This is a genomic window from Providencia sp. PROV175 (genome assembly GCF_032707045.1).
GTDB lineage: Bacteria > Pseudomonadota > Gammaproteobacteria > Enterobacterales > Enterobacteriaceae > Providencia > Providencia hangzhouensis.
This window is the reverse complement of sequence record NZ_CP120533.1, coordinates 2,311,797-2,338,521: the sequence shown is the minus strand read 5'-3', so window position 1 is coordinate 2,338,521 and position 26,725 is coordinate 2,311,797. Positions and strand designations below refer to the sequence as shown.

The 26,725-nt window shown below is 37.9% G+C and carries 16 protein-coding genes; 10 read left to right on the top strand and 6 right to left on the bottom strand.

What is annotated here, in order from left to right; translation table 11 throughout:
* Positions 1–233: 233 nt before the first annotated feature.
* The gene (locus P3L44_RS10350; protein ID WP_140172486.1) at positions 234–1,385 is read left to right on the top strand and encodes an MFS transporter; all 1,152 of its coding nucleotides are present in this window, start codon (positions 234–236) and stop codon (positions 1,383–1,385) included.
* A gap of 48 nt (positions 1,386–1,433) precedes the next feature.
* Here P3L44_RS10350 and ydeE read toward each other — a convergent pair whose 3' ends face one another.
* Entirely contained in the window at positions 1,434–2,624 is a 1,191-nt protein-coding gene (gene ydeE / locus P3L44_RS10345; RefSeq protein ID WP_140172487.1) for an efflux MFS transporter YdeE, read from the bottom strand.
* A gap of 303 nt (positions 2,625–2,927) precedes the next feature.
* Positions 2,928–4,085, bottom strand: a complete 1,158-nt coding sequence (locus tag P3L44_RS10340) for an iron-containing alcohol dehydrogenase (RefSeq protein WP_272662387.1) — start codon at positions 4,083–4,085, stop codon at positions 2,928–2,930.
* Positions 4,086–4,335: 250 nt separating this feature from the next.
* Here P3L44_RS10340 and P3L44_RS10335 point away from each other — a divergent pair, with 250 nt between their 5' ends.
* From P3L44_RS10335 to P3L44_RS10325, 3 genes are all read left to right on the top strand, one after another.
* Positions 4,336–8,904: a C80 family cysteine peptidase gene (locus P3L44_RS10335; protein WP_272662386.1), complete on the top strand. Its 4,569-nt coding sequence runs from the start codon at positions 4,336–4,338 to the stop codon at positions 8,902–8,904.
* Between the two features lie 279 nt (positions 8,905–9,183).
* On the top strand, positions 9,184–11,655 hold the full coding sequence (locus tag P3L44_RS10330) for a calcium-binding protein (protein ID WP_272662384.1): 2,472 nt from the start codon (positions 9,184–9,186) through the stop codon (positions 11,653–11,655).
* A 191-nt stretch (positions 11,656–11,846) separates the two neighbouring features.
* Entirely contained in the window at positions 11,847–12,731 is an 885-nt protein-coding gene (locus tag P3L44_RS10325; RefSeq protein WP_140172155.1) for a DUF362 domain-containing protein, read from the top strand.
* 40 nt (positions 12,732–12,771) lie between these two features.
* Here the strand turns inward: P3L44_RS10325 and P3L44_RS10320 are convergent, their stop codons facing one another.
* Complete coding sequence (locus tag P3L44_RS10320) at positions 12,772–13,653, bottom strand: alpha/beta fold hydrolase (RefSeq protein ID WP_196724914.1); 882 nt, start codon at positions 13,651–13,653, stop codon at positions 12,772–12,774.
* Positions 13,654–13,895: 242 nt separating this feature from the next.
* On the opposite strand from P3L44_RS10320, the gene P3L44_RS10315 reads away from it, so the two are divergent.
* On the top strand, positions 13,896–14,432 hold the full coding sequence (locus P3L44_RS10315; protein WP_140172157.1) for a metallophosphoesterase: 537 nt from the start codon (positions 13,896–13,898) through the stop codon (positions 14,430–14,432).
* Here the strand turns inward: P3L44_RS10315 and P3L44_RS10310 are convergent.
* The 3 genes from P3L44_RS10310 to P3L44_RS10300 form a co-directional block, all read right to left on the bottom strand.
* Entirely contained in the window at positions 14,429–15,058 is a 630-nt protein-coding gene (locus P3L44_RS10310; RefSeq protein WP_140172158.1) for a transcriptional regulator, read from the bottom strand. The genes P3L44_RS10315 and P3L44_RS10310 overlap by 4 nt on opposite strands.
* 118 nt (positions 15,059–15,176) lie before the next feature.
* Complete coding sequence (locus P3L44_RS10305; protein WP_112307104.1) at positions 15,177–16,142, bottom strand: threo-3-hydroxy-L-aspartate ammonia-lyase; 966 nt, start codon at positions 16,140–16,142, stop codon at positions 15,177–15,179.
* 26 nt (positions 16,143–16,168) lie between these two features.
* A complete protein-coding gene (locus P3L44_RS10300; RefSeq protein WP_180359529.1) occupies positions 16,169–16,558 on the bottom strand; it encodes a RidA family protein in 390 nt (129 codons plus the stop codon).
* A 361-nt stretch (positions 16,559–16,919) separates the two neighbouring features.
* Here P3L44_RS10300 and P3L44_RS10295 point away from each other — a divergent pair, with 361 nt between their 5' ends.
* The 5 genes from P3L44_RS10295 to P3L44_RS10275 all read left to right on the top strand — a co-directional run bounded on the left by P3L44_RS10295 (position 16,920) and on the right by P3L44_RS10275 (position 26,724).
* A complete protein-coding gene (locus P3L44_RS10295) occupies positions 16,920–19,739 on the top strand; it encodes a DUF4132 domain-containing protein (RefSeq protein WP_272662382.1) in 2,820 nt (939 codons plus the stop codon).
* Between the two features lie 24 nt (positions 19,740–19,763).
* The gene (locus P3L44_RS10290) at positions 19,764–20,873 is read left to right on the top strand and encodes an ATP-binding protein (protein WP_272662380.1); all 1,110 of its coding nucleotides are present in this window, start codon (positions 19,764–19,766) and stop codon (positions 20,871–20,873) included.
* A 105-nt stretch (positions 20,874–20,978) separates the two neighbouring features.
* Positions 20,979–23,525 (top strand): DUF5682 family protein, encoded by a 2,547-nt coding sequence (locus P3L44_RS10285; protein WP_272662379.1) that lies wholly within the window; start codon positions 20,979–20,981, stop codon positions 23,523–23,525.
* Positions 23,525–24,679 (top strand): VWA domain-containing protein, encoded by a 1,155-nt coding sequence (locus P3L44_RS10280; RefSeq protein ID WP_272662378.1) that lies wholly within the window; start codon positions 23,525–23,527, stop codon positions 24,677–24,679. The genes P3L44_RS10285 and P3L44_RS10280 overlap by 1 nt, the downstream gene beginning before the upstream one ends.
* Complete coding sequence (locus tag P3L44_RS10275) at positions 24,676–26,724, top strand: SWIM zinc finger domain-containing protein (protein ID WP_272662377.1); 2,049 nt, start codon at positions 24,676–24,678, stop codon at positions 26,722–26,724. Before P3L44_RS10280 ends, P3L44_RS10275 begins: the two co-directional genes overlap by 4 nt.
* The last annotated feature ends 1 nt before the right edge of the window (position 26,725 follow it).

Genomic DNA, 26,725 nt, shown 5'->3' with positions numbered 1-26,725 from the left:
TGCAGGAATCTCTTGAATTTAATTAAAGTTTAAGATTTAATAGACCTCTATTCGCTCTTATCTTTCAGTTTGTTACCTTAATTAATCATCTCAATACTTCCAGTATTTAAACGTTACTTACAACTAGCTACTCACTGCCAAAAAACTCCCCTAATTTTTTTTAAATAAAACCATATCGATACCAATCATAAGCACTGATTGGATAATGCAATATATATCAAAACGAGAAAACTATGACTTCTACTCATTACTTACTGCTTTTGTCGGCAGTAGCGGTATACCTTGTTGGTACCGCAGAATTTATGTTGTCGGCTATTTTATCGCCGTTAGCAACGGTATTTCATGTTCAAGCTGACCAAATTACGTGGTTGGTATCGGCTTATGCGTTGGCCTATACCTTGGCAGCTCCTATTATTGGTTTTTTATCAGATAGAATTGATAGACGAAAAATTGTGCTTATGGCTCTTTTGCTATTATCACTCGATAGTTTAGTCATTATTTTTTCACCTAATCTATTGACTGCACTTGTTTTAAGGGGCTTCGGAGGATTGGCTTCTGCTGCACTTGTTCCCGTTATCTTCGCACTTATTGCTGATGTAATTAGTGAAAGTAAACAAGCTACAGCAATGGGGAGTATTATGGTGGGAATGACTGTCGGTATTATTACGGGGCCAATCATTGCAGGGATATTAGTCCAGTATTTTGCTTGGTACGCCCCTTTTATTTATACCGCGATAGGGTGCTTAGTCGTATTCATTATAGGGCTATTTACACTGCCGCACTCTCAAAAAACTGTCGGAAAAAAATTATCTTTTAAAGTGATTAAACATGTAGGTATTACCAGACTCATATTAGCGAAAGGTTTATGGAATGGGGTATCAGTTTGTATATTCTTGCTTGCAGGTGAAATATTAAGGCAACGATCCCACTTAGAAAGTGCGGAGGTTGGTAGCTTAATGGGATTATTTGGGATGGGATTATTATTTGGTAATGGCTTAGTTGCAAAAATTGAAAAAATTAAAGTATCAAATAATACAAAACTCGTGGTCATTATTTTAATAATCATAGTAACGATTATCTTATTTCTTAGTGGATGGCTTTCGTTAATTGGTCATGGATTATGCTTAACTGCTATTGGTGGGATGTTAGGATTGGCCTCTCCGATAAGCACCGCAATGTTAGCAAGGCAAAGTGCAGAGAATAAAGGTTTTGTCTTGTCTATATCCGAGAGTGTTAACAACTTGATTTTATTATCTGCATTACCAATATTTTCTTTACTCATTTCGAAAAATTATCTTAAGGTTTCTATAATCATGACTATTGTATTATTGAGTTCAGCTATTTGTTTAGTTTTACCGATAAGACAGAGAATAAAAAGGCAGTAGATTGGTCATTTTTCTCCACCGAAAATGTTTTTCAGTGGAAAAAAAATGCTATTGGGTAACTAATAATTGTTTTTTTCTTAGACGCATTCCATTTAGCATTGATAGCCAGGCTAAAAATGTAATAAACATAAGAATAATGAAAATAAAATAGGGGGGAAGTTCAGTTAATACAACTCCTGTTAACATCGGATTAAATGCACCGCCAAGTAGCCCTAAAGATTGAGCCGAAAAATAACTGGCCTTCATTCCGTCTGGAGCAATACTATCAATTAACATGTATTCGCCAGGGGCGTAGATTAACTCACCTAAAGTGAAAATAAAGGCGCCAAGAGCCCATAGGTATAAGTTTTCATGGGCATACATAAAGGTTGCCAACCCTAAAATAAAAAATAGACTACCTAATGTCATCAATTTTCTTAAGTTATCTGGAGTGATACGTTTGCCGACTGTATATTGTAACGTCACTACGACAATAGCATTTACGGGCAAAATAACACCGATAACCACTTGGGCAAAATCACTGTTAGCAACGGTGATGGCATATTGGGATATCCAAGTGGTAAAAGTTCCAAAAACTAATGAACCTAAGAAAGTTGATAAAATAAACCATGCCAGCACTTGGTCTCGTAGCATAGAGACAGGGTTCCATTTGCGGGTCTGGCCTTCTTCTAATGGTATCGGTTTTATGCTCTGTACAAACCGTTGTATAAAAAAGATTGGAAAAGCGGCTGAAATTGCAGCTAAATAGAATGGTAAGCTAATACTATACATTAATAACCAGGTGCCAATGGGAGGACCAATAGTCCAGCCTATATTAATGAAGGTATAATTTAAGGAAAATATTTTTGCTTTTAATGCAACCGTAAGGGTATCTGCAAAATAGGCTTTTAGTACCGTTGAGAATACGGAATAAGAGCAATTTATTAACGAAAAGAAAATAATGACTAAAATAGCATTATTCACGATAGGTATCGCAATAAACCCACAAATAAAGGCGATAACTGCGAATAGCATACAGCGTTTTTTATCAACGCGGTCTGCTAACATACCAAAGCCCATACTAAATAAAACACCAACCACCATAGCCATTGACATTGCAACACCGACAATATCAATAGCCATTTCATATTCACGGGTTAGGTAAATAGCCATGAAGGGCAATGTTGCACCACGCCCAATCGTTAAGAGCAGAGACGATGCAAGTAATGCACTGTTTGATATATTAAATCTAGATAACATGGCTCACAACCTAACTTATTAATTGTTGTTATATATTTGTTTCGGACTATCTGTAAGCTATAAAATACCTAAATTTACAGTGGTGAGATATGGTGATTAATGCTCAAAATTGAAAACAATATTTTGCTGATGCTAATGTGCCATTCTCAATTAAAAATCTGGCAATATGAAATACAATCTAGCCAATTAAACGTTATATGCTGTTATAATAACCGATAAATTTAAATGAGTTATAAGGAAAAGGACTTTGGGTGATAAAAAAGAAAAAGGTGCATGTATGCACCTTTTCGAGAGAGGTGGAGATTATAAAGCGGCCGTATAAACTCGACGACTAATATCTAAGCTAATATCTTGGTGCTCACCTAATTTCACCATATTATGTGCAGCTAAACTATTAACTAATGGTTCAATAATTTCTTGGGTCAATTGGTAGTCACTAAAACGAGTGCCCACTTGCATTTTTTCAAAAAACTCTCGAGTTAACTCAATGGCTTTTAATGCTTTCTCTTGGTCAGGACCTGACGTAATTCCCCAAACTCGTTCTGCATATTGCACTAATTTGGCCTGTTTTTGGGCTAATTTTTCCGTCAGCATGGATGGTAGAACAATAGCGAGTGTTTGTGCATGATCCAAACCATACAGCACAGTGATTTCATGGCCTAACATGTGAGTAGACCAGTCTTGTGGTACCCCAACACCAATTAAACCATTTAAAGCCAAGGTGGCTGTCCACATTAAATTGGCTCTAATATCATAATCTTTTGGAGTCTCAAGCGCTTTAGGTCCAATCTCTATTAATGTTTTCAATAAGCCTTCTGCGAATGCATCTTGTACGTAAGCATTCACTGGGTAAGTCAAATATTGTTCAATAACATGAACGAAAGCGTCAACAACACCATTACTTATTTGGCGAGTCGGTAAAGTATAGGTTTTTACTGGGTCAAGAATAGAGAATTGAGGAAATACATGGTCGCTCATAAAAGCAAGTTTAGAATGCAGTTCTTCACGAGTAATTACAGAACCCTTGTTCATTTCGGAACCAGTAGCAGGTAATGTTAACACTGTACCGAAGGGCAGCGCAGTTTTTATAGTCGAGCCTCTATTTGTGACCACCTCCCATTTATCGCCTGGGTAATTTACCGCGGCTGCGATAAATTTAACACCATCAATGACGGAGCCACCACCCACCGCCAGCAAGAAATCGAAACCTTCTTTTTCAATTTTATCGACAGCTTTTATCAATGTTTCATAGCGAGGATTGGCCTCAATTCCACCAAAATGATCGAATGTTCGAGATCCTAAAGCTTGCTCAACTTCATTTAAGGTTCCTGTTTTTCTTGCACTTTCACCGCCAAATAAAATAAGAACCTTAGCATTTTTAGGGACAACTCGGTCAAGTTCACTGATTTTACCTTCACCAAACATGATACGAGTGGGGTTATAAAATTCGAAATTGTTCATATATGGCCTTCGTAGAAAGTAGAAATGAATCCAAATAATTACATGCATATAATATAATTACAAGTAAACATAATATAATCTTAAAATGATTGTGTATAATATCGATTTGATGGTTTATATTTTAATAGTGAAATTATCTTGAGCGTTGTTAATTGTAGTTAATCTTAATTGTTTTTTTATATATTTTACTGATGTGGCAATCTTGTTAAGTTGAAGGTGGGCTTTAATTTGACATGGAAAGAAAACTCAGATGATAAATGTAAATGATAAGAAAACTAATGATAAAATAATTAATAAAGATGATGATTTGATATTTTTAACGGAACACATAGATGGCAGTCCATTAGTAGGGGAGCAGTCTTCCGAACTTAAAAATATATCTAATTGGTTTAATCCTATAGATGAATTCACAAGGCTTACAATTTTTCATCATTTAATGAGTCGGCCTACAAGTGACTCGACATATAATTATCATGTTTTAATCCAAATAGGAGGTGATGACACAGCAGCTAAATCAACGGGGAGATTATTAGCAAAATTTCCTAGTAATTCGCTTGTTATACAGTTTGATATTAAAAATGAACAGTGGAAAGTACTACATGGTGATTTACAAACTCAAGTTAACGGGAAAATACGTTGGGCGGTTATTGGCCATGGTCAATATACTGGACGTAACCAGCAAAGCCACTTTGAAGGGTACCAAGCTTACCAACTTATTACAGGGTTGAAGTATCTTAAAAATGATGTACTGAAGGTATATCCACCTAATAAGATTGTTTTGGCAGGCTGCCAATTAGGACGCGGGGGGGTAAATGAAAACTTTGTTTTTAGGGCAAGTATCGAATTAGCTAAGCATGGAATATATCTTCCAGTAGTAGGTTATAATCGACCTATCGGTGTCACGAGTGACAGTAAAAAAATAACTTGGCCATATAATTTAGCAGGGGAAAAACAGTCTACTAAGAATTGGAGGTTGGAAATTAATGTTAACCAAACTAACCAACAGAGCTATATTAATGGAAAGCATGCCAGTTTATATTTTATCGATGAGCTAAGAAGTGGTGAGTTAGAAGTTTGGCAATTAATCAAAGATGACCATTCTACTACTATGGATATTTTTAGGGATCCAAATAATGAGTATAAAATCGATATTGATTTGATTAAAAAAGCGGCTTTTAATCATGATGCATACGCTATTTTTAAACAGAAGTTAAATGCGAAAGATACTCAATTTAATAGTGATTTTAGAAGTGAACTAATTCGTGAATATGAAAATGTTGGAATATTAGAAACACCATTATGGTTAATGATTAATAAAAACGATGTCAATGCTAATCCACAGAAATTTAATGATACTGTCAAAATTATTATTCGTTCAGGGAGAGGCTCTATAGGCAAAAAATATGCAGAAGAACTAGTAAAATATTCCCCCGATAATACATTAGTGTTTCAGGTAAACCCGAATTCGATGGAATTTTTTTCAGAGTATGGAGATATAGAACATTTACTAAAAGCATCTAAACAACAGTGGATATTAATAGATAATCTTCATTCTGAACCTGGTTTTATTCAAAACTATGCTAACTCATTGAATGTATTAAAAACAAGGTATGCTTTTAAAATGCCAGGAAATATTATTCTATATTTAACCGATAAAAAGGCACTTTTGACAAAAGAAGAAAAGGCGATTTTTGGCGAGGAGTTGACGAGTAAGCTAAAAATAAATGGGATATATACTAAAATTTTTTTAGAAAATAATTTTGAACCAAGACATAAAATAAAAGCATTACTTGAAGATATTAGTATAGGTAATTTACTAGCAGAGCATATTGATATTAATAAACACCTTTATTTAAAAGGGTATTTTACATTCCAAGATGGAAGTGTCGATAAGAACAAATTAAATATTGCAGCATATGACCCCATTATCAGTAAAAAAATTAATAAAATTTGTGACGCTGAGAATGAAAATGATTTCTCTCATATGTGGAATTCAATATTTATTGATGATGACACCACTAGGATTAAACAGCAAGCTATTGAAGTAAAAAATATTTTAGAGTTTTTGAGCCTCCAACCTGAAAAAATAAACTACTTAAGTAAGCAGTCTATAAACCGTTTGAGTGAGCTATTCCCTAGTGGGCAAGGCTTTAATCATGCAGAAGTTTTAAAACTAGTCCAAGATCCAATGAAATTAAGAGAATATAATCAATATATGGATGATTTTTTAATCCTCTATATAGATATTGAAACCCCATTTGGAAACGCAAAGTCATTAAAAAAAGAATTTAGATTAACTTTAGATTTACATGAGAAACGAAAATCTAATTATGCAGCATTATCTCAGTTATCATATAAAGTGGGGTTCAATGTTACAGTAAATAAATTGCCAGTTGAAATACATTCATTTGAGAATATCTGCTTTTTACGCCTTTTACAGCATAGCAATTTAACTGACGAACAAAGTTTGCAAATTAAGAGAAAATTTGAAGTTTTAACCAAGCTGACACGGAAAAAAGAATTAACTAATATTACCAATAAAGAGCAGGAAGTGCTCAATAGATTTGATGAAATATATCAATCGAATTTTGATTTATTAGGAGCTGTTTCTAATGAAATAAATGAGCAATCTCATATATTATTATTTGATAATATGGAAAATAATCAGATTATCACTTTTCAAAGTGATAAGGAAATATATACAATTACAAGTTATTCACGTAATGATAAGTATTTTTTGACTTTATCTGATACGACAGGTGTCGAACTTGTTATTGGCCATTCAGAATTTAATCAGGCAAAGAAACACTTATCTAATGTTTTTAATGATTATATTAACCAAGAAATAACGCAAGAGGATGGCTCAGTATCAACCAGAGGAAATATTGCGGGATTTAAGCACAAAGTGGGTGAAGCCTTGTTTGGTGAAGTGCAAATCATAAATACAGAGAGTGAAGCATACCTCAGGATGCGGCAAAGCATAATGAGTGAGCTAGATATTTTTTTTAAGTCATCAGCAATATCAGTGATTGATGATACGGAAGTTACTTTTGGCGAGCAGGTAACATCATTAAATAAACTTAGAGATATTGGGGCAACAATAAATGGTGAGCCACTAGATTTTAAACATATTCAGGTACCTAACTGGGAGGGGGATGTTAAATTTAACCCTGATAAATTAGCGTTCCAACTAACCTTTTTAACTGAGGATCTAAAAGATACTAATCTCATTAAAATGCTTAATAAGAGTTTGCAAAATGACCAAATAACACGACGCATTGATGTTAACTCAGAGATCCAACCACGGGCAGTACTACATGAACAATTGCAAATTATTCAGGGATCACAACTTGATAGTCAAGCTGGTGTAGATAAAACGGTGGGGGATTTACGGCGCATTGGTATTAAATTACCAGCCTATGCCAAAATAGCTAATTATTTTGGACAAGGAGTTGGTTCTACAGGGATATTTCTAACAATCAACTCTGTTTACCAGTTGATCGATGAATTAGATAATCCGAATCTATCAGAACAAGAAAGACGAGAAATACAGAAAAACCTTGATTTGGCCTGTGCAAATGCATTTTTTAATTATGGGGACATGGTCTTGCAGCCCATTTTACTTAAGCTGGCTTACAAACAAGCCGGGTCATTTAATGTATCATCAAAAATTATAGCTCGTATTACAATTATATTTAATTTAATTGGAATGGGATTAGATATTTATCAAGCTTGTGAAGCATTTGAACAACTAGACAGGGTTACAAATGATAAAGAGCGCCAAGACTTAATTGTGAATGGTTCTTTGTCAATTGCTAACATTATTGTGGGTGGTGTAACTATAATTGGTATAATCATTGGCTCATCGGTAATACCTGTCGTTGGTTTAATTGTTGCAGGTTCCTTATTAATTGGAGGGATGGTATATACAGGTATTCGCGCAGTAGAAAAAATTGAAGATGAGCTCGGTGAATCTCTAGACTGGGATGAAAAAGCCAGAGAAGGTATTCGTGCTGCACTTGGTTTTCCTCCATCAGACAACATATTAAATCGATTTAGTTATAAACAGCATTTAACACACTTCAAAAATATAAATTGGCAACAAGACTTAGATACGTTCAAGTCGTCATTCTTATATCAAGGTTTTGATGAACACTTACAATTGGTTGGTAAACCGATCCTTGTTGAACATATCAAACATTATATTTATTATAGAAATAACTCAAAAATAATTAGTAGTGCAGAGTTTTTTGGTGTGGATAACCGTGGACCCCTTAGTCATATTGATAGTGATGAAATAGGGCCTTACTATACCATCGAGCAAATTAATTTTATTCGGGAAAATTATCATTATGACTCTCAAGATAATCGTTGGGTAAAAAGCTTTCAAACACAAAGGGTCAATGAACTGAACTTTAATTATCGTTTTAGACTAGTGAATAAAACGGCTCCTATCGCTTATAAAAATATTGGCGAGGAGGTTGCCAATGACATTATTGTACTTAATCCTGAGTATGATAGCTTATTACTAAAACAATTTTTACATAAAAATGAACTAACTACTTTTTATAACATAAAGAAAAAACAGTCGGTTGCTACACAACTAAGTTCATTATCAGCATCAGAGTTACGGCTATTCCAGGCCAGAAATAATTATACCAATACGATTCACCCTGATATAAATAATGATATCAGAGTGAATAGACTAGGGAATGAATTTTTAAACCAGCCTATTGATATTGCAAGAGAATTATTAAGTGAGAAGCCTAGGGTTATTTATGAAGGCATGCAAAATATTGGTTACCGATATGAAAATTAAGCAAAGCAAAAAAACATTAGTTTTAACCCAGGGAATGGAATAGATATTATCGTTGGGAAAAAAAATTCAAAAAATTTATTTAACATCAATGCAGGGAGTAAGTTTCTCGTAGGCGGCGAAAAAGATGATATTACAAATTTATCATTATTATTTGATAATAACATTGAAGAAATTAACGAAATTTATTTTGATGGTAATGGAGGGAATAATAGTATAATCATTAAAGACATTCCATCCAACAGTAAAATAGATATCGATTTGAACAAGGGAAAGTCAGAGGTGGCCTTCATTAATCATAAAGTTAAGACGATTCATTTGCGCAATGTTAATGATGTGATGCTAATTGGAGATATCTCTACGACAGCAGAATTATTAGGTAATAAAGAATCCAACACATTAGATGCAGGGGCAATGACTGCATTTATTCAAGGTATGGAGGGGGATGACCATTTAATATTTGAATCAGGGATAGTCAATGGTGGAGAAGGCGATGATAACTATTTTCTACGTCGTGTTGATTGGCACAATAATCAAGATGAATTAAATGATAATTTATTAGAATTATCAGCTGTAATTATTGAAAATACACAAGGCCAAAGCCGAGTAAATTTAGGGTATATGTTAAGCGAAATAAAGGATGTCAGTATTTCTGGTAATGATCTTATATTAACTATTGAAATGAAATCGGACGAGCCAGAAACGAAAAATTTAACACTGAATATTACTTTAAAAAACACGTATAGAATCGATAGTAACGGTAGGGGAATATTTCACAGGTATCAATTATATACAAGGGACGGATTTGTATTAAATACTAAGCTAAATAATTTGGATTCAAGCGCTTCACACATTATAAGTGAAAATATTTTCAATATTACTTATCAGGGTAGCGCTAGCTCTACAATGATTATTGATAAGAGTGAAAAAACAATTTCAGTTGATAATGAAATATATGATAAACCTTTATGGGGAGATTTTAAATTTCATGGGTTAGCGAGTAAGTTAGAATATAAAGGAGAGAGTAATGATGACCACCTTTTAATGGTCAGTAGAAACAGTCATATCATGGTTACTAAAGGAAGAGATGTTTATCAAGTTAACCCAGATCAGATTTTTCAAGGTAAAATAATTTTTGATTTTTCAAATATTAAACCAGAAATGGAAGATGAGTTTGATATGACCATTTTATTACCTTATGAGAATGGGTTTGATATCAAGACACTGGGAACATCAATGTTTTTATATGATAAATTCAGTAATAAAAAAATTGAAATTAGCTTCATTAATTTATCATATCCAATAAGTAAAGAAATTTATATTAAAGACGGCCATGCGAATTTGTTTAGGATAAAAATGGGACAGGATTCTCATAACATTGAACCAATTGAGTGTTTGGAATTACCAACAGTAAATGATGATTACATAAAAATTCCTAAGGGATATAATTTTCGTTATCCTATTCTAGATACAAACAATGGTGATGACCTAATTGAAGACAACAGCATGATAGGAAATATCATAAATTCAGGGGAAGGTAATGATATTATTATTTCAAATGGAGGAGTGAATGTTTTGTATGGAGGTAACGGTGATGATTATGTATATGGTGGTGAAAATAGTGATTTAATTCTATCTGACTTGGGTAATGACAAACTTGATGGACAAGGAGGGGATGACCACTATTTAATTGATGGAAGTAAAGGGGGCGGTAATACAGAAATATTAGATCAAGTTGGATTTAATAACATTCATTTATTTAATTTTAAAGCACAGTATGAGGTCATAGACGAACGGGGAGAGACTTATCATTTTTACACATCGCAATCTAATTTGCGCACAGTCAAAGTAAAAATGCCCCAAAATAATAAAAATAGCAATAATCAAGTTTATCATCATCAGCGGTTACCCTCCCATATGCCAGTCCATATTCATAATGATGGTATGGCACATTTAGTTCGCTACCTTGCTGAACAGCGCCAATATAAAAGAGAATTAGCGCCAGAACAGATTTGGCACCCTATGGATGAGTTTAAAAATTTTTCTAACGAGTTAAGCTTTTCATCAATTCTTGATACAAAGACAAAAAATATACATATTAGTGAAAATACACCATTTAGGCGCTTGTTTATTCGGACAAGGGGACCAGAACAAAAAGTTTGGGATAGAAGTGGGGTCGGGCGGGTATTTAAAGCGCAAGCGGTAACTGGAGCCATTTCAATTCCAGATGGTATTTACGGAAATAATGTTCTTTATGCATCAACAAGTGATACCAATTTATATGGTGGTGAAGGGAATGATGTCTTCATCTCTAATGGTTCAAATGGGTTGTTAACAGACGCTAGCGGAAAAAATAGTTTTATTATTAATGGCGAAATTGTAGGCTGGAATTCACTATATAGCCTTGGCGGTGAAAACACGATTTACCTCATTAATTTTAATAAGGACGTTATTCGAGAAGAGCCTGACCACCGAAGTAATGCAACTCGATATATTTATACTTCAGAGCAGGGACGTAGTGTGAAAATATTCCAGTATCCGAATACGATAGCTCCCACAGTAGTTCATGTGCGGTCTTTAGAGGGGCAAAATGAGCATTCTACCCAACAAAAATTGAATCATTTAGTGGAGACGTTAGCGACACTACGCCTACAAGACGAAGAAAACTGTATTGGTATTCAGGATATTGAATATTTACAGAAGAATTGGGAGCCCACCAACCTTGTTGATAATTATATGAAAAAAGCGAGTTAGAAAGGATGCGTAAACCACAAGGCTCCAAAATACAGAGAGTTTTGTGGTTTTTAAGTAATTATTTAGCCCAAATCATCTTTATCTACAGAGTGTTGCACTAAAATAGTGTAAAAATTAATGCTAGAATTTAACTATTAAATATAACAATTTTTAAATAAGTTATTTTTGTTGTAACGGGAGAGTGTAGAGCAATGAGACGTTTTATTAGTTTAGAGCTGCCTCCTGAACCCATAATCAACGGTCAGTGCGTAAGAAAACGCCTGAAAAATAGCATCTGTGATAATTGTGCCACCAGCTGTCCTGTGGGTGCGGTATCGTTTAGCCATATGGATGCAGAAATTAATAATGAATTATGTTTTCAATGTGGTAATTGTTTATTTGCTTGCCCTGTCGATGCCATCGAAAATATCAAACCCCATGAACGTAGTTATCAAGGGGAATTTTTGATAGTAAACCATGATGAGCCGATTGCTAATGCGGACGAACTGATTGTTTGGCACCGGCAATATGGCATTCGAGGTATGCAAATCGCTGAACCCTGGGTTGATAAATGGTTGCCAACGATTGCGGCATTAAATTTAAAACTCAAAACATTACAAGAACCTATTTGGCAATTACGTATTGTTCAGCCTGAACAAGTCGATAGCGGTCGTCGGATGATGCTATTTCGTCAAAAATTGGATTCAAAGCCGTTAGATAAGGGGCAGGTGAAAACAGGATTAAATGCAAGAAAACAATTTTACCCTGAAGATAGCTGGTTTAAGGTCGAACTAGACACGGAAAAATGCATTCTTTGTGGCGCTTGTGCCAAGATGTGTGATGAGCATGCGATAGAAATTGAAAATAACCAATTTTTGATAGATGAAAAACGTTGTACTGGTTGTATGAGTTGCCAAGTCGTTTGTTTTCCTAAATCTATTCATGTACAAAGCTATACAGCTAAAAATAACGTGCCGAAAATCTTCCATTATTATGATGCGCAGTGTCATACCTGCCATTTACCTTTTTCTTCTTGGGAAGAAAATACCCATATTTGTCCAATTTGTGCACAGCATAAGAAACAAGGTTGGTTATAAGGATGACTAAGGCTCATTTTTAGAGCCTTAGTATGTTAATTTATTGATTTAAGTGATTAATTATCAATTTAGCGATTAGTGGATTAATCATTGGTGGCGTTTCATGGCCCATACCGTCAATAATCTCCAATTTTGCATTAGGAATATTGTCAGCAATGTCTTTTCCTGCAGCTAAAGGAAAGAGCGGATCAATTGAACCGTGAATAACCAATGCAGGGACGTTGATTTGCTGAATATAAGGACGCAGATCTCCGGTGACGGCAACAGCAACAATTTGGCGTTTTGTTCCTTCCGGTGAATGATTGCGTGTGAGTGACTGCAGTATATATTCACGATAATAATTTTCATCAAATGGGCCAAACGTTGAGCTGATCCGGCGATAAAACGCAAGCTGTCCTGATAAATACCCTTCTAAATCTTCTTTTGGGTTAGCACTTGGGCTCATCAGCATTTGCATAACATCGGGAGCGCTTTGTGGCAGTGCTGGGTTCCCTGTTGATGACATGATCGCGCAAAGAGAGAGTGTACGCTCAGGAAACTTTGCAGCCACTATTTGTGCTATCATTCCGCCCATGGAACGGCCGATAACGTGGGCTTTATCAATAGATAATGTATCCAAGAGGTGGATAATATCCTCAGCCGTATCGAATAAAGTATAAGGAATAGGGAAAGGTTCACCTTTTTGCATTTTTTCAATCAATACCCCTAAATCAATAGGTGGGAACTCATTGATATGATGAGATAAACCCGCATCACGGTTATCTATACGTAAGAGATAAAAACCGGCATCTGCAATCTCCTGACAAAAGTCTGACGTCCAACTAATGTTATGGCCACCTAAGCCAGGGATCAGAACAATGGTGGGATTATCTGGTGTACCAAATGAATCGTAAAAAAGTGGAACTGAATTGGTTTCGGTCATTTTTCTTCCGGAATTGTTATTAATAAATAGAACTATTTATATGCCGTAGTTTCGTTGTAATTGCGAGCCATAAAAAATGGCAATGATTACCTATGATATAATTGAAATATACCATGGCAATGCAATATAAATCTGTTTTTCAGTCAATTCTGTAAAGCAATTAAAAATCATTGAGATATGATAGCTAGCAAGCAAATCGTTTGCTTGAGTAGAATAATTATTAATATATTTTTAGGTTTTATATGATTTACTTTATTTCAGATACCCATTTTTGCCATTCGAACATTATTAACCTATGTGATCGCCCGTTTAAAAGCACCAGTCACATGAATGATACATTAATTCATAACTGGAATGCGTATGTTACTGATCATGATGAGATTTACATACTAGGTGATTTTTTATACAAGGGTAGTGGTGCGGATGCCAATAAAATATTACGCCGTTTAGCGGGGAAAAAATATTTGATCCGCGGCAATCATGATAAATTTTTAGACGACCCTGAATTCGACCAATCGTTGTTTGAATGGGTTAAAAGCTATTATGAGTTGGAATATCAAAAACAGAAATTAGTGTTATTCCATTACCCAATATTAGAATGGCAAGGCTTCTTCCGTGATGCGATTCATTTATATGGACATGTTCATAATTCAGGTAAAGACCCTGAGCAGTTTAAGCGTTTAGCGGTATTAGGGCCCCGAGCCATTAATGTCGGCGTAGATGTGAATGATTTTTTCCCTATCAGTATTAAACAGATATTAAGAAAGGCAAATAGTTAACTTTCTTTTTTGGCATACAAATAAACTGAAGCCCTTGATATTCCTAAGTGCTGTGCCACCGTTTCCATGGATTTTTTCACATCTAACAGGCCTTCATTGCGTAGCACTTCAATTAAGTTTTTTCTTTCGTCCGCTTTCAATGTGCGTGGGGTTGCTGCTAAGGCTGCTGCATATTGGTCAATACGTATGCGAATCGCTTCGGTCCCATTAGGCTCAATATGCTCTTTTATTGGGCTATTTCCCACGTCAATAAATTGCGATAACATACTTTGCATACTTCTAAATAACGTCATATCCAGATTTAAGCATAATGCTGCGATATATTTCCCTGACTCATCTTTAATACCAATCGAAGTACTTTTTACTGGGCGCCCATCGGAAAATTGGTTGGTATAATTGGCTATGATGTTCGGAAAATCTTCAGATTCAATTCTTGCATGGCCGAGTTCGGTAGTCGGCTCACCAACTTGGCGACCAGATAAGTTATTATGAATCGACAGGATTGAGTGCTCTGGATTTTTAAGGTCGTGTACAACAACCTCACAAAAAGGGGCGAATGTTTCACTAAGACCTTTTGCAATAATTTCAACTTGAGCCAGTAATGAATTATTTTTTTGTTCTGACATGCAATTTCCCTTCATCTATCAAGCGTTAATCCCTAATTTTAACCTATTTTTCGTATTGCTAATAGATGAAGGGTGGCGATCATTATGAAACTAATTCTTTATAAAACTAGTTAGCTACTTATGAAACTAATTGTGCAAAGTGCTGAATATCAACATTGCCACCGCTGACAATGATCCCCACGCGCTTACCTTGGAACTGTTCTTTGTGGGCAAGGGCAGCAGCATAGGACAAGCAACCTGTCGGCTCAACGATAATTTTCATGCGCTCTGCATAAAATTTCATGCGGTCAATTAGCTGTTCATCGGTTACAGTGAAAATATCATCAACCTTATTTTTGATTACTGCAAAGGTGTAGTTACCTAGATGTTGGGTTTGGGCACCGTCTGCGATAGTTTTTGGCGTGTCTATATGTACAATTTCCCCTCGACGAAATGATTGTTGTGCATCATTGCCCGCTAAAGGTTCAACCCCATAAATTTGGCAATTAGGCGATAATTCTCTGGTTGCAATGGCACACCCTGAGAGTAAACCTCCTCCACCTAAGCAAACAAATAGGGCATCTAATTCACCCACTTCTTCAATCAGTTCTTTGGCTGCTGTGCCTTGGCCAGAGATGATATCAGGGTGATCATAAGGTGGAATAATGGTTAACCCCTGTTGGGCTGCGAGTTGCTGGCAAAGTATTTCTCTATCTTCTTTATAACGATCAAAGCGGATAACGGTGGCCCCGTAACCTTGCGTAGCTGCAACTTTAACGGCAGGTGCATCATTGGGCATCAGAATGGTGGCTGGAATGCGCAAAAGTTGCGCGGCTAAAGCGATACCTTGCGCATGGTTACCAGAAGAAAATGCAATAACGCCTGCTTTTTTCTGCTCGGGACTTAACAAGCTCAAGGCATTAAAGGCTCCACGAAATTTAAAAGCCCCCATACGCTGGAAGTTTTCGCATTTAAAAAACAGTTCACCCCCAAATTCTTTATTTGCGGTGGTTGATGTGAGAACAGGGGTTTTATGCGCAAAACCCGCAATGCGTCGTGCAGCTGCTTCCACATCTTGATAAGTCGGTAATATTAATTCTGACATATATAACCCCAATGAATAATAATTAATTAAGCAGACACTGCAACGGCTTCAATTTCTAAGGCTGCACCAAAATGCAGTTCAGCAACACCTGCGACAGCACGGGCTGGGCGATGGTCACCTATCCAATTAGCATAAACTTGGTTAAATAACGGCCAATTTTCCATATCTGCGATATAAACTCGGACTTGAACCAACTGTGCTTTACTACAGTTAACGGCATCTAAACATGCTTGTAAATTATCAAGCACAAGCAAGGCTTGCTCTTGGAATGACACGTCAATCACCGCATTGCCGAGCTTATCAACGGGTAATTGTCCTGAGATAAAAAACAAACCATTGGCAGTAACACAGTGTGAATAATGCCCTTTGGGGGCAATGAGTGTCGGTGCATTCACACACTCAATCCGTTGACTCATATTTACCTCATTATGCATAAAATACCTTGATTGGATTTTTAGTCTAATATTAGATTATGTGTTTAGTCAACGCTTTTCTTCGCGAAATAAATTTGATGTAAATAACAACAAACTGTTATCAAAATTGCCATCAACATAATAAAAAGAAAAATAGAGATATAAGACAGTTAATTAAATTATTTACTGGGCAAAAGTTAATTATCAAGAGTAAATCTACTGGGATATTCCTATAGGCAGAATTTAAATTGGCAGGGCAGATTGAGCGATATATCTTAATTAAAAATGATTAAGAATAATCAAATTGTGACGATATCATTAAAATGATAAGAAGTTGTTATATAAATACTTTTAGGGATATCACATGGCGAAGTTCACATTTAATCTTCTTTCAATTTTTGGGAAAAAAGAATCACCTGTTGCAGAACAATATTTACAAGAAGCGCTTTTGCCTTTGTCAGTATTAGATGAAGCATTGCCTAAAACTGTTTTAGAGTATGTGCTAGATGGAAAATCGCCAGAAGTATTGGTTCAACTAAGCCAATTAGATAACGAAAAAGCGGTTATTTTACTCGATAAACCTGGCACCGTAGATTGGTGGTGGGGGGGAAATAACTTTAACTCGAGCCAATATAATAAATTAATTCGCCAAGGGGCAAACGCAAGGCATAAATTATATTCAAAAGTGGGTGATGGCATTACTGCATCACAGATAGCCCGTTTTGCTAAAGTGTTAGCGGCGGCATGCCAAGATATCAATATCAAAGTATTAACACCTGAATTACCGTCATGGATGAGTTATTTAATGGGCGATGCTTTTGCAAAAACCTATGATAATTCGCGAGATACTAAGTTAGAACATCGAAAACATTGGCATTTTGACCTATTAACGGAAATCATCGCAAAAGAAACACCAAGAATTCTTGGGCAAATAGAATTGCGCCAATTAGAAAAAACGTTAACACAATGTCATTTTAAAAACGCAACACGGTTGATTGCAGACCTTTGCTTACGCTCATATGCCAATGGGTTAGCCATTTTTAACCAGCCAGCACAAGTTTGGCCGTTTTTCATTCAACATCCAGATTTTATTGCAGAAGCATTGGGTTTAATCCCTCAACAAGAAACTCAGTGCTATTACCAAGAATATGATGCGGCGAGTGGAATTGATGTGCTTGCAATGTTGCCGACCATTCCTGCGCGATTTATTCCACGTATTATGGAGTTGGCCCTAGGGGAAAATAAAACCCATCGTCTGAGTGCGCAGAAACTACTAGAGACATTACCGAATATTCATCTTAATGCAGCAGAAGGGTTAGAATCAGGCAAACAAGAAATTCGTGTCACTGCCATTGAATGGCTGGCACGTTTGAATAATCCAGATTCATTAAAACCACTCTACGCCTTATTAAAGAAAGAAAAACGGGAAGTTGTGCGGGCGGCCTTATTAACCGCTTTGGAACAATTTGGGGAAGATATTTCTGGTTACCTTGCACCTAAAGTGTTATTAGCTGAAGCGCAAAAAGGGCTAAAAGCGAAAGCGCCTGCCAGTATGGCATGGTTTAACCTAGATTCTTTGCCGGTATTAACTTGGCAAAATAATAAACCCGTAGAAGCAGATATTATTCGCTGGTGGGTGATCCTAGCGGTTAAATTAAAAATGCCAGCAGGGAATGGGCTGCTACAACGTTATATTGGTTTGCTTTCGGTGGAGAGCCAAAAGAAACTAGGCAGTTTTATTTTAAATAGCTTTATCGGCCAAGATATTGCTGGGCCGTCATTAGAAATGGCAATGGCGGAAGCAGAACGTGATGCGCCAAAACGCTTAGCTAATTATCAAGATTGGGTGAAACGCTGGCCTGAATATTATAGTCAGTATGAAAACTATACTTTAGAACAGACATTTAATGAGATAAAAAATGAAGTTCTGCGCCGTTATTTAGGTTCCGCTATTAGTGATAAAGGAATGTTAGCCCTGATCTGTGGCATTGAAGGGCATCTTGCCGTGACCACATTGCGTAACTATATGCGTGATCACTACCAGCGCCGTGCACAAATTGAAGCCATGATTGATGCGGTTGCAACGAGTAATGACCCACTGATTATCCAACTATTATTGTCTCTTTCTCGTCGTTATCGTACCGCGTCAGTTCAGGAAAAAGCACGCGGGCTTGTTGCTCAAATTGCTGAACGTAATGGTTGGAGCGCAGATGAACTCGCAGATAGAACGATACCGACAGCCGGAATGGATGAAACAGGTATCTTGGCACTTGAATACGGTGACCGCACGTTTACCGCGAAACTGGACGCACAGCAAAAACTCGTTTTGTTTAATCCTGAAGGTAAAGAAATCAAAGCATTACCTGCTGCACGCAAAACAGACAATGAAGAATTAGCTAAAGAATCTAAAAAACTATTTACTGCGAGTAAAAAAGAGCTCAAGCAAGTGATTGAACTACAAACTGCACGTTTGTACGAAGCGATGTGTGCAGAGCGCCTTTGGACAACGGCAGACTGGCAGGAATATATTCAAGCACACCCAGTGATGCGTGGGCTTATCGAAAAATTAGTTTGGATAGAAACGAAAGACAACAACATTCTAAATGTATTTCGTCCATCAGACGATGGCAGTTTATTAAATTTAGATGACGATGAAATCACGTTATCCACTGATTCTTATATCAAATTAGCCCATGCTGCATTGGTCAGTGAAGATGAGCGAAAAGCGTGGATAACGCACTTTACAGATTACAAAGTGAAATTTTTATTTTCACAAATGGAACATAAAGTCCCTGATCTGGATCTGAAATTAACTGAAATTGAAGACCGTAAAGGGTGGTTAACCGACACCTATACCTTGCGTGGCGTCTTGACGAAAATGGGTTACCAACGTGGGCAAGCGGAAGATGGTGGAAGCTTTACCCATTATGCAAAACATTTCGCTAGTTTAGGTTTTTATGTCTATATCGAGTTTAGTGGTAGCTATGTGCCAGAGGAAAATATCCCAGCCGTCTTATTTTCACTAAGCTTTGAAAAATCACAACAAAGCTCATGGAACCGCAGCTATATCGAGTTAAAAGATATCCCGCCTATTTTATTAGCTGAAAGCTATGCGGATTATTTAAAAGTTGCGGATGCGTGTGCAGGTTTTGACCCTGAGTGGGAAAAGAAAACACCTTGGTAAGCGGGTTTAACGTAGGATTTTGGAATGACTAAAAATAAAACAACACAAGGGAATGTTCTGCGTGAAAGCGCAGAAATTCGTTTTGCCGATGAATTGGCACGTTTAACCGAAGCGGATAAACAAAACCCGAAACCACAAGGGTGGCTGCGTTCACCTCGTGCCGTTAGGCAATTTATTTTAGGTGATGAATCACTCAATATTTCTGCAAAGTTTTTCGGTGATGATGCTTTGGTTGACCGTGCAATTGTGACGTTATTAGGTAAGCAAGGACTAATGCTAGTAGGGGAACCCGGGACGGCAAAATCCATGTTATCTGAATTATTAGCTGCTGCAATTAGTGGTGATTCAGGTTTAACCATTCAAGGAACCGCGGGCACAACAGAAGATCACATTAAGTACTCATGGAATTATGCATTGCTATTGGCGGAAGGCCCGACGGAGAAAGCACTGGTTAGTTCGCCGTTATACCAAGGTATGCAAGAAGGTAAAATTGTGCGTTTTGAAGAGATCACACGCTGCCCCCCTGAAATACAAGATGTGCTGGTGAGCTTGATGTCAGAAAAGCAAATGATGATCCCTGAAATGAAAGACAATGCACGGATCAGCGCGAAACAAGGCTTTAATTTAATTGGTACAGCAAACTTGCGTGATCGCGGTGTTCATGAGATGTCATCAGCACTAAAACGCCGATTTAATTTTGAAACCGTGCGGCCAATCCAAGACCCTGCATTTGAAATTGAACTGATTAATAAGCAATTAACCACAGAGTTAGCTGACCTGAACGGCCAAGTGACAATCCCAAGCAACGTGATCGAGCTGTTGGTTACGACATTTCAAGAATTGCGCTCAGGAAATACTAAAGATGGAGGCAATATTAAAACGCCAGACGCGGTTATGTCGACAGCCGAGGCCGTTAATATTGCTTATGCATGCGCGCTTGAAGCTCATTACTTAGGCGATGGTACGCTCAATGCAGGAGCAGTTGCACGGCAGCTCATCGGTGTGGTTTTAAAAGATAACCCTGATGATATTAAACGGATGCGTTATTACATTGATAATGTCGCGAGAGAAAGGGCAAAACATAGCCAAGACTGGAAAGCTTTTTTTGATGCATCGAGGGCATTTTGGCAATAAGTTTTCATAACAAGGGTAGAGCCGTTATGGTTCTACCCACTTATTGTCACGATGATTAAATCAGCAAAGGCCATTCAAGGCGAATAACCCTTAGGGAAATCAGCGGTGAGCTTGCTATCTATACCTTTACCAGAACGCATTGAAAATGCATTACACGACAGGCAACAACTTGAATCAGCCGGTATCTACTTTGCACCTATTCGGCATCATAGTCCCGCATGTGCATACAGCACGTTGTCTTTGATTGAACAAATCAAACCTGACTATGTTTTAATCGAGGGACCCGATAGTTTTAATGAGCTACTGACGAGCTTATTACATCATGATACCCAGCCACCCGTCGCCATTATGGCACAAACAGAATTAAAACCGACACAAACAGATGATAAAAGTGACGCTGTCACTCGCTCTGCCTATTTCCCATTCTGTGAGTATTCCCCTGAATGGCAGGCTTTACAAATAGGTCAGCAATACCAAGCCCAGCTACGTTTTATTGACTTACCATGGACAGCGCAAGTTAATGAAGACGAAGCTAATGATATGCAATCTCAAAGTTTGCAGAAAGAGCGTTACTTAGTGCATAGCTTATTTATTAGCCAGCTTGCGAAGAAAAGTGGTTGCCGTGACCATGATGAATTATGGGAACAAATTTTTGAATTAAGAACGATTGAACAACTGGCAGATTGGCCTGCATTTTTTATGGACAGCTTTATATGGTGTGCATTGGCACGACTTGATTATGAACCCCAAGTCCTTGAGTCAGAAGGTTCTATACAGCGTGAGCAATATATGCAAGCACATATCCAAACCATTAAAGCCCAACATCCACAGGCTAAAATTGTGGTGGTAACGGGGGGCTTCCATACCCTTGCTCTTCTTGAAGGGTTGGAAGTGGCTCACAAACAACAATTTAAGCTTTCTGCGGCACAACAAAAAACGTTTATCCAACAGCAAAAACTGGGTGAACAAGACAAGGCTTGGTTCATTCGCTATAGCTATGACAAACTCGATGCATTAAATGGCTATGCATCAGGAATGCCGTCCCCTGCATTTTACCAACAATCATGGTTGTCATTGTTACAACAACGCCAAGCGCAGATGGCGGGAGATAACCAGCCTACGCAAGCTTATCGAAATCGTCTAGGTGTTGCCTATCTTTCTAAAGTTGCGCATGTTTTACGTGAAAAGCAATTTGAAGCTGCTCCTGGTTTTTTATCGGTTAAACTGGCCGCAGAGCAAAGCATTCGTCTTGCTGCCTTTCGTGGGCATGCCGGACCTGGGCGATATGATCTGTTAGATGGGTTACAAAGTGTTTTTATCAAAGGTAGCTTAGATGAAAGCCAAATTGAGCTTTTGCAGGAAATAAAAACCTGTTTCTCAGGCTTTTTACTCGGGAAAATCCCCAAAGGGACAGCAACGCCTCCGTTGGTCACTGAAACTTATGAAATAGCAAAAAGTTTTCGTTTCAAGCTTGATGACACCTTAAGTAAGGTGAGTCGCTTAGATGTCTATCGTAATCAACAACATCGTGCGCGTAGCCGATTCCTACATTTATTAGCATTTCTTGATATCCATTTTGCTAAGCATCTGTCTGGGCCAAACTTTTTGTCTGGTAACCAAATGGATTTATTGTTTGAAGAGTGGCAATACGCGTGGACGCCCAATGTTGAAGGGGAATTGATTGCTTTATCGGAACAAGGAACACAATTAAAAGCTATCGCGCTAACCCGTTTGTTTGAAATGGAAAGAAACCTAGAACAGCAAGGCGTTAGTCGTTCAAGCCAAAGTGCGGTCGCACTACTTATGCAAGCTGCATTAATTGGGCTGCATCAACGAATGCCTGCATTGTTTTCTTTGTTGGATGGCTATATTCAACAGGATGCAAAGTTTGAATCCTTGATAGCTTGTGGTCATAAGCTTGTTCATCTGTGGCGAGGGCGCCAATTCTTTGATATTGAAGATGGTTTTGCTATCGAAGCACGTTTAGATGCCCTGTTGCAACAAGCGTTTTATTGTTTTGCACAAATTACACAAGGGGATGAACAGCAGCAGGAACACCATTTTTCAGCATTACTTGCTTGCCGAGAATTAATCACTTTTATGCCTGAAATTAATAAAAATCATGATTATAGCATCGATTTTTATCATGAATTAGACCGGTGTGAAGGGCTGTTAAACCATGCGCCTCTTTTAAAAGGTGCCGTTGATGCTTTGCGTTACCTTGGGGCGAAAATTGATGAAACCATCCTGATAGAGGAAATTAAGCGCGCGTTCAGCGCTGGTAGTGATCCCGAAATGGCAATTGGCTATTTTATTGGTGTGATGCGAACTGCACCCGAGTTAGTCTTACGCATGCCATTACTCATTGATATGTTAAATCAGTTACTTAGTGAATGGGATGAAGGGCGTTTTATTCAGGTTTTACCTGATTTACGGTTTGCATTTAGTCAGTTAACTCCTAAACAAAATGCACAAATGGCACAATATGTGGCACAAGACTTAGCGATTGAGGCAAAAGAACTCACACCGCACCAAACAGAATTTAATGAACAACAAATGATGCAAGTGATTCAACTCGAACAACAGTTACAAGGCCAGCTGCTTGAACTGGGGTTGCAAAATTGGCTTATTAGCACTCAGGAAGGCAAATAATGAGTCAGAAAAATGTCATATTAACCCCTGAACAGCTTAAATTGGCTAAGCGCTGGCGTTTAATACTTGGGCAATATGCCGATAATGCACTTGGTCAGGCCGTCTTTAGTGCTGAAGAGTTAAAAATAGAATGCTCTTTGGACTTTTTATATCGTCGGGAATACCAACGCCGAGGTTTAAAGCAAGAAGCTGGGCGCCATGGTTCCTTAGACGCTTCTCAATTAACGGCGGTTAATTGGTTAAACCAAGCGCGTAAATTGTTCCCCAATAGTACCTTTGAGCGAATGCAATCCCAAGCATTAGAACGTTATGAGATCAGTAGCTTATTAAAGGACCCACAAGCGCTAAATGCCATGGAGCCAACAAAATCTCTCGCAAAAGCGTTGTTAAGCCTACGCGGGAAGATGAACGAAGAAACCCGTGATGCTGTCAAAAATATTATACGCAAAGTGGTGAATGATATTTTGAGTCAAATGCGTAACCAATTTCGTCATGCATTAACAGGGCGGCGTAATCGTTTTCGACGCTCACTGGTCCCAAACAGCCGTAATTTTGATTGGCGAGGAACTATTGCTGCCAACTTAAAGAATTATGATAAACAAAATCAACGGTTAGTGATAAAAACGCCTCATTTTAATTCTCGTCAACAACAACACTTACCGTGGGATGTGATCCTGTGTGTGGACCAGAGTGGCTCAATGGCGAGCTCTATTATGTATGCGGCCGTGTGCGCGAGTATCTTAGCGGCATTACCGACTGTACGCGTATCTTTGGTCGTTTTTGATACTCAAGTTGTTGATTTAAGCCACCTTGCACACGACCCTGTTGAAGTGTTAATGACTGTGCAATTGGGTGGAGGAACGGATATCGCTAAAGCGATGCAATATTGTGAAAGTTTGATACGTAACCCAAAGCGCACGGTGATTAGCTTAATCAGTGATTTTGAAGAGGGTGGCGCGCTGAATCATTTACTCAATTGCACACAACGTTTGCATAGCCAACAAGTGAAGTTATTGGGTCTAGCGGCGTTGGATGATGAAGCACTTCCCGTTTATGATCCTGAAATTGCCCAAAAACTCGCAGATAGAGGGATGCATGTTGCTGCATTAACCCCGGAACATTTTGCCCAATGGTTAGCAGAGGTCATGCAATGAGTTGGAAAAACAGTTATTTACAGTATGACGACGATGCTTTAACTGTATTTGCGAATGTGGGGTTACTTAGACGTGCCCGCAAAGATGTTGAAAACCAAAAGGTTATTCCAACAGACTTAGGAGCTGGCACATTCACGAGTGATGGGCAGAGCGTTTCTTTAGATGCGCAAGGGATTCAAAAGGCCACTTGTGATTGCCCTGCAATAGGGTGTTGTAAACACATTTTGGCAGCAGTTTTGTGGGTGCAGTCGAATACAATCGAAGAAAGTGATCTCGAAGAGTCGATTACCAGTGAAAGTGACACAGTACTAAGCGAATTATTGGCACTGCAACCAGAGAGCCTAATCACACAAGCCACTAAGCCTGAACTTCGTTTAGCGTTGAAATTTGTCGCACAGTGGCAAGACAACGAACTGGTTTATGACGCGCAATCCAACCAGTTAAAAATAAGTCTGCCAGAATATGATGAGCCCATTATTTATATGCGTAATAGTGGCTTGCAGGGCATGATTTCATCTCTACCCGAAAAACAAAAAAAGGCGATTCACCTCGCTATTATTGCAAAACTGAAGCTTCAGCATGGCCAAGATTGGCATTGGCCAGAAGAACTCACCGCAGGTCAAGTTCAGCAACAGGGACTTAGCCAAGACGATAAAGTGGTGATGGATTCAATCGAACAATTTATTCAGGATATGTTACGGCAAGGGCTGTCGCATATTAGCCAAAGTAGTGCTAGCCAGTTGCAATTACTGAATATGTCAGCGCGTGCTGAAGGATTGCCTCGCTTAGCCAATTATATGAGACGCCTTAGCCAGCAAGTCAGGCGGTTAGCTGATAAGCACTTTACAATGGATGAAGGGCAAGTTTTACGGTTGATAGCTGAAATATCAGCTTATTTGCATCAATTATCAGTAGCAAATGAACATCAGCTTATTGAGCTCAAAGGGTTGCAAAGACGCCAGTATAGCAATCACCCCATGGAATTTGATTTATTGCCTATCGATGCAAATTGGTGGAAAACCGAAAGTGGTGCGATTGGTGCTACATTGAGCTTTTGGGATCGACAAAATAAAAAAATCATTCAATGCACGCAAGGTCGTAGTAATAGCCTTGACCCAACGTTTAATCGACAAAATGTTTGGCAAACACTGGCGTTATGGAAACATACCGCCGAGAGTTTGATGAAAACTCCCTTTAAATTGCATTCACCACGGGTATCAGAGGAGGGGAAATTATCAGCCAGTGGCGAAAGCTATGCCGTTAGCAGTCAAGAAAATAGGATAACAACCAATGATTACCTTAACATTAAAGCTGAATTCGGTTATACCGATTGGCAGTTAGTGGCTAACGAGTTACCTACACTCACACAGGACAATCGGTTTTCTCCCGTTTTATTGCATATTACTAATTATGAGCCGCTCTATTGGGATGAAACAGAACAATGTGTCTTGTGGACGGTGACTGACGCACAACAAAATCGGGCATTCTTACGTCTAAATTGGCAAGGGAGTGATGACCATAAAATTGAAGAGTTGCGGTTTATGACGAAACAGAAATGGCCAATTTGTGCTGTGACGGTGCAGGTAAGTCATTCGCAAGAGGCGATCCAGTTGGTGCCCAAGACGCTATGGTTAAAAAATGAACAGGGCGTTGAGCTGTTCTACTTAGACTTTGAAAGTACACCACGTAAGAAACAACGTTCAGGCTTTTTTAATAAAATTATCGAATATATGGCAAAAAAACAGCAAAAAAGCCAAGTTTTTGTGCCTGAACTAACGTTGGCGAGCCAACTTGTTCGGCCAATACTTTCAGTATTAGAAACGCAAGCGTGTACAGGAAGAGAGTGCTTATCCCACAATCAACAAAATGAAATTGCGTATGTCATTAAAACACTTGAGGATTTGGGGGCTCTTTGGTTGGCTAATCAATTCAAACCATTGATTGCCTCCAGTGACTTACAGCCCCAAGTACTATTACAGTTAGTCTATTTATGTGACCGTTTTGAGAGGCTGCAAATGCCATTGCCTTTTCAATTTAATCAATAAC

What these genes read in the sequence shown, in the direction of transcription:
- P3L44_RS10290 (WP_272662380.1), top strand. Translation starts at nt 19,764, where the DNA reads ATGACTAAAAATAAAACAACACAAGGGAATGTTCTGCGTGAAAGCGCA.
- P3L44_RS10300 (WP_180359529.1), bottom strand. Translation starts at nt 16,558, where the DNA reads ATGAGTCAACGGATTGAGTGTGTGAATGCACCGACACTCATTGCCCCC.
- P3L44_RS10320 (WP_196724914.1), bottom strand. Translation starts at nt 13,653, where the DNA reads ATGACCGAAACCAATTCAGTTCCACTTTTTTACGATTCATTTGGTACA.
- P3L44_RS10315 (WP_140172157.1), top strand. Translation starts at nt 13,896, where the DNA reads ATGATTTACTTTATTTCAGATACCCATTTTTGCCATTCGAACATTATT.
- P3L44_RS10305 (WP_112307104.1), bottom strand. Translation starts at nt 16,142, where the DNA reads ATGTCAGAATTAATATTACCGACTTATCAAGATGTGGAAGCAGCTGCA.
- P3L44_RS10350 (WP_140172486.1), top strand. Translation starts at nt 234, where the DNA reads ATGACTTCTACTCATTACTTACTGCTTTTGTCGGCAGTAGCGGTATAC.
- P3L44_RS10280 (WP_272662378.1), top strand. Translation starts at nt 23,525, where the DNA reads ATGAGTCAGAAAAATGTCATATTAACCCCTGAACAGCTTAAATTGGCT.
- P3L44_RS10335 (WP_272662386.1), top strand. Translation starts at nt 4,336, where the DNA reads ATGATAAATGTAAATGATAAGAAAACTAATGATAAAATAATTAATAAA.
- P3L44_RS10275 (WP_272662377.1), top strand. Translation starts at nt 24,676, where the DNA reads ATGAGTTGGAAAAACAGTTATTTACAGTATGACGACGATGCTTTAACT.
- ydeE (WP_140172487.1), bottom strand. Translation starts at nt 2,624, where the DNA reads ATGTTATCTAGATTTAATATATCAAACAGTGCATTACTTGCATCGTCT.
- P3L44_RS10325 (WP_140172155.1), top strand. Translation starts at nt 11,847, where the DNA reads ATGAGACGTTTTATTAGTTTAGAGCTGCCTCCTGAACCCATAATCAAC.
- P3L44_RS10310 (WP_140172158.1), bottom strand. Translation starts at nt 15,058, where the DNA reads ATGTCAGAACAAAAAAATAATTCATTACTGGCTCAAGTTGAAATTATT.
- P3L44_RS10340 (WP_272662387.1), bottom strand. Translation starts at nt 4,085, where the DNA reads ATGAACAATTTCGAATTTTATAACCCCACTCGTATCATGTTTGGTGAA.
- P3L44_RS10295 (WP_272662382.1), top strand. Translation starts at nt 16,920, where the DNA reads ATGGCGAAGTTCACATTTAATCTTCTTTCAATTTTTGGGAAAAAAGAA.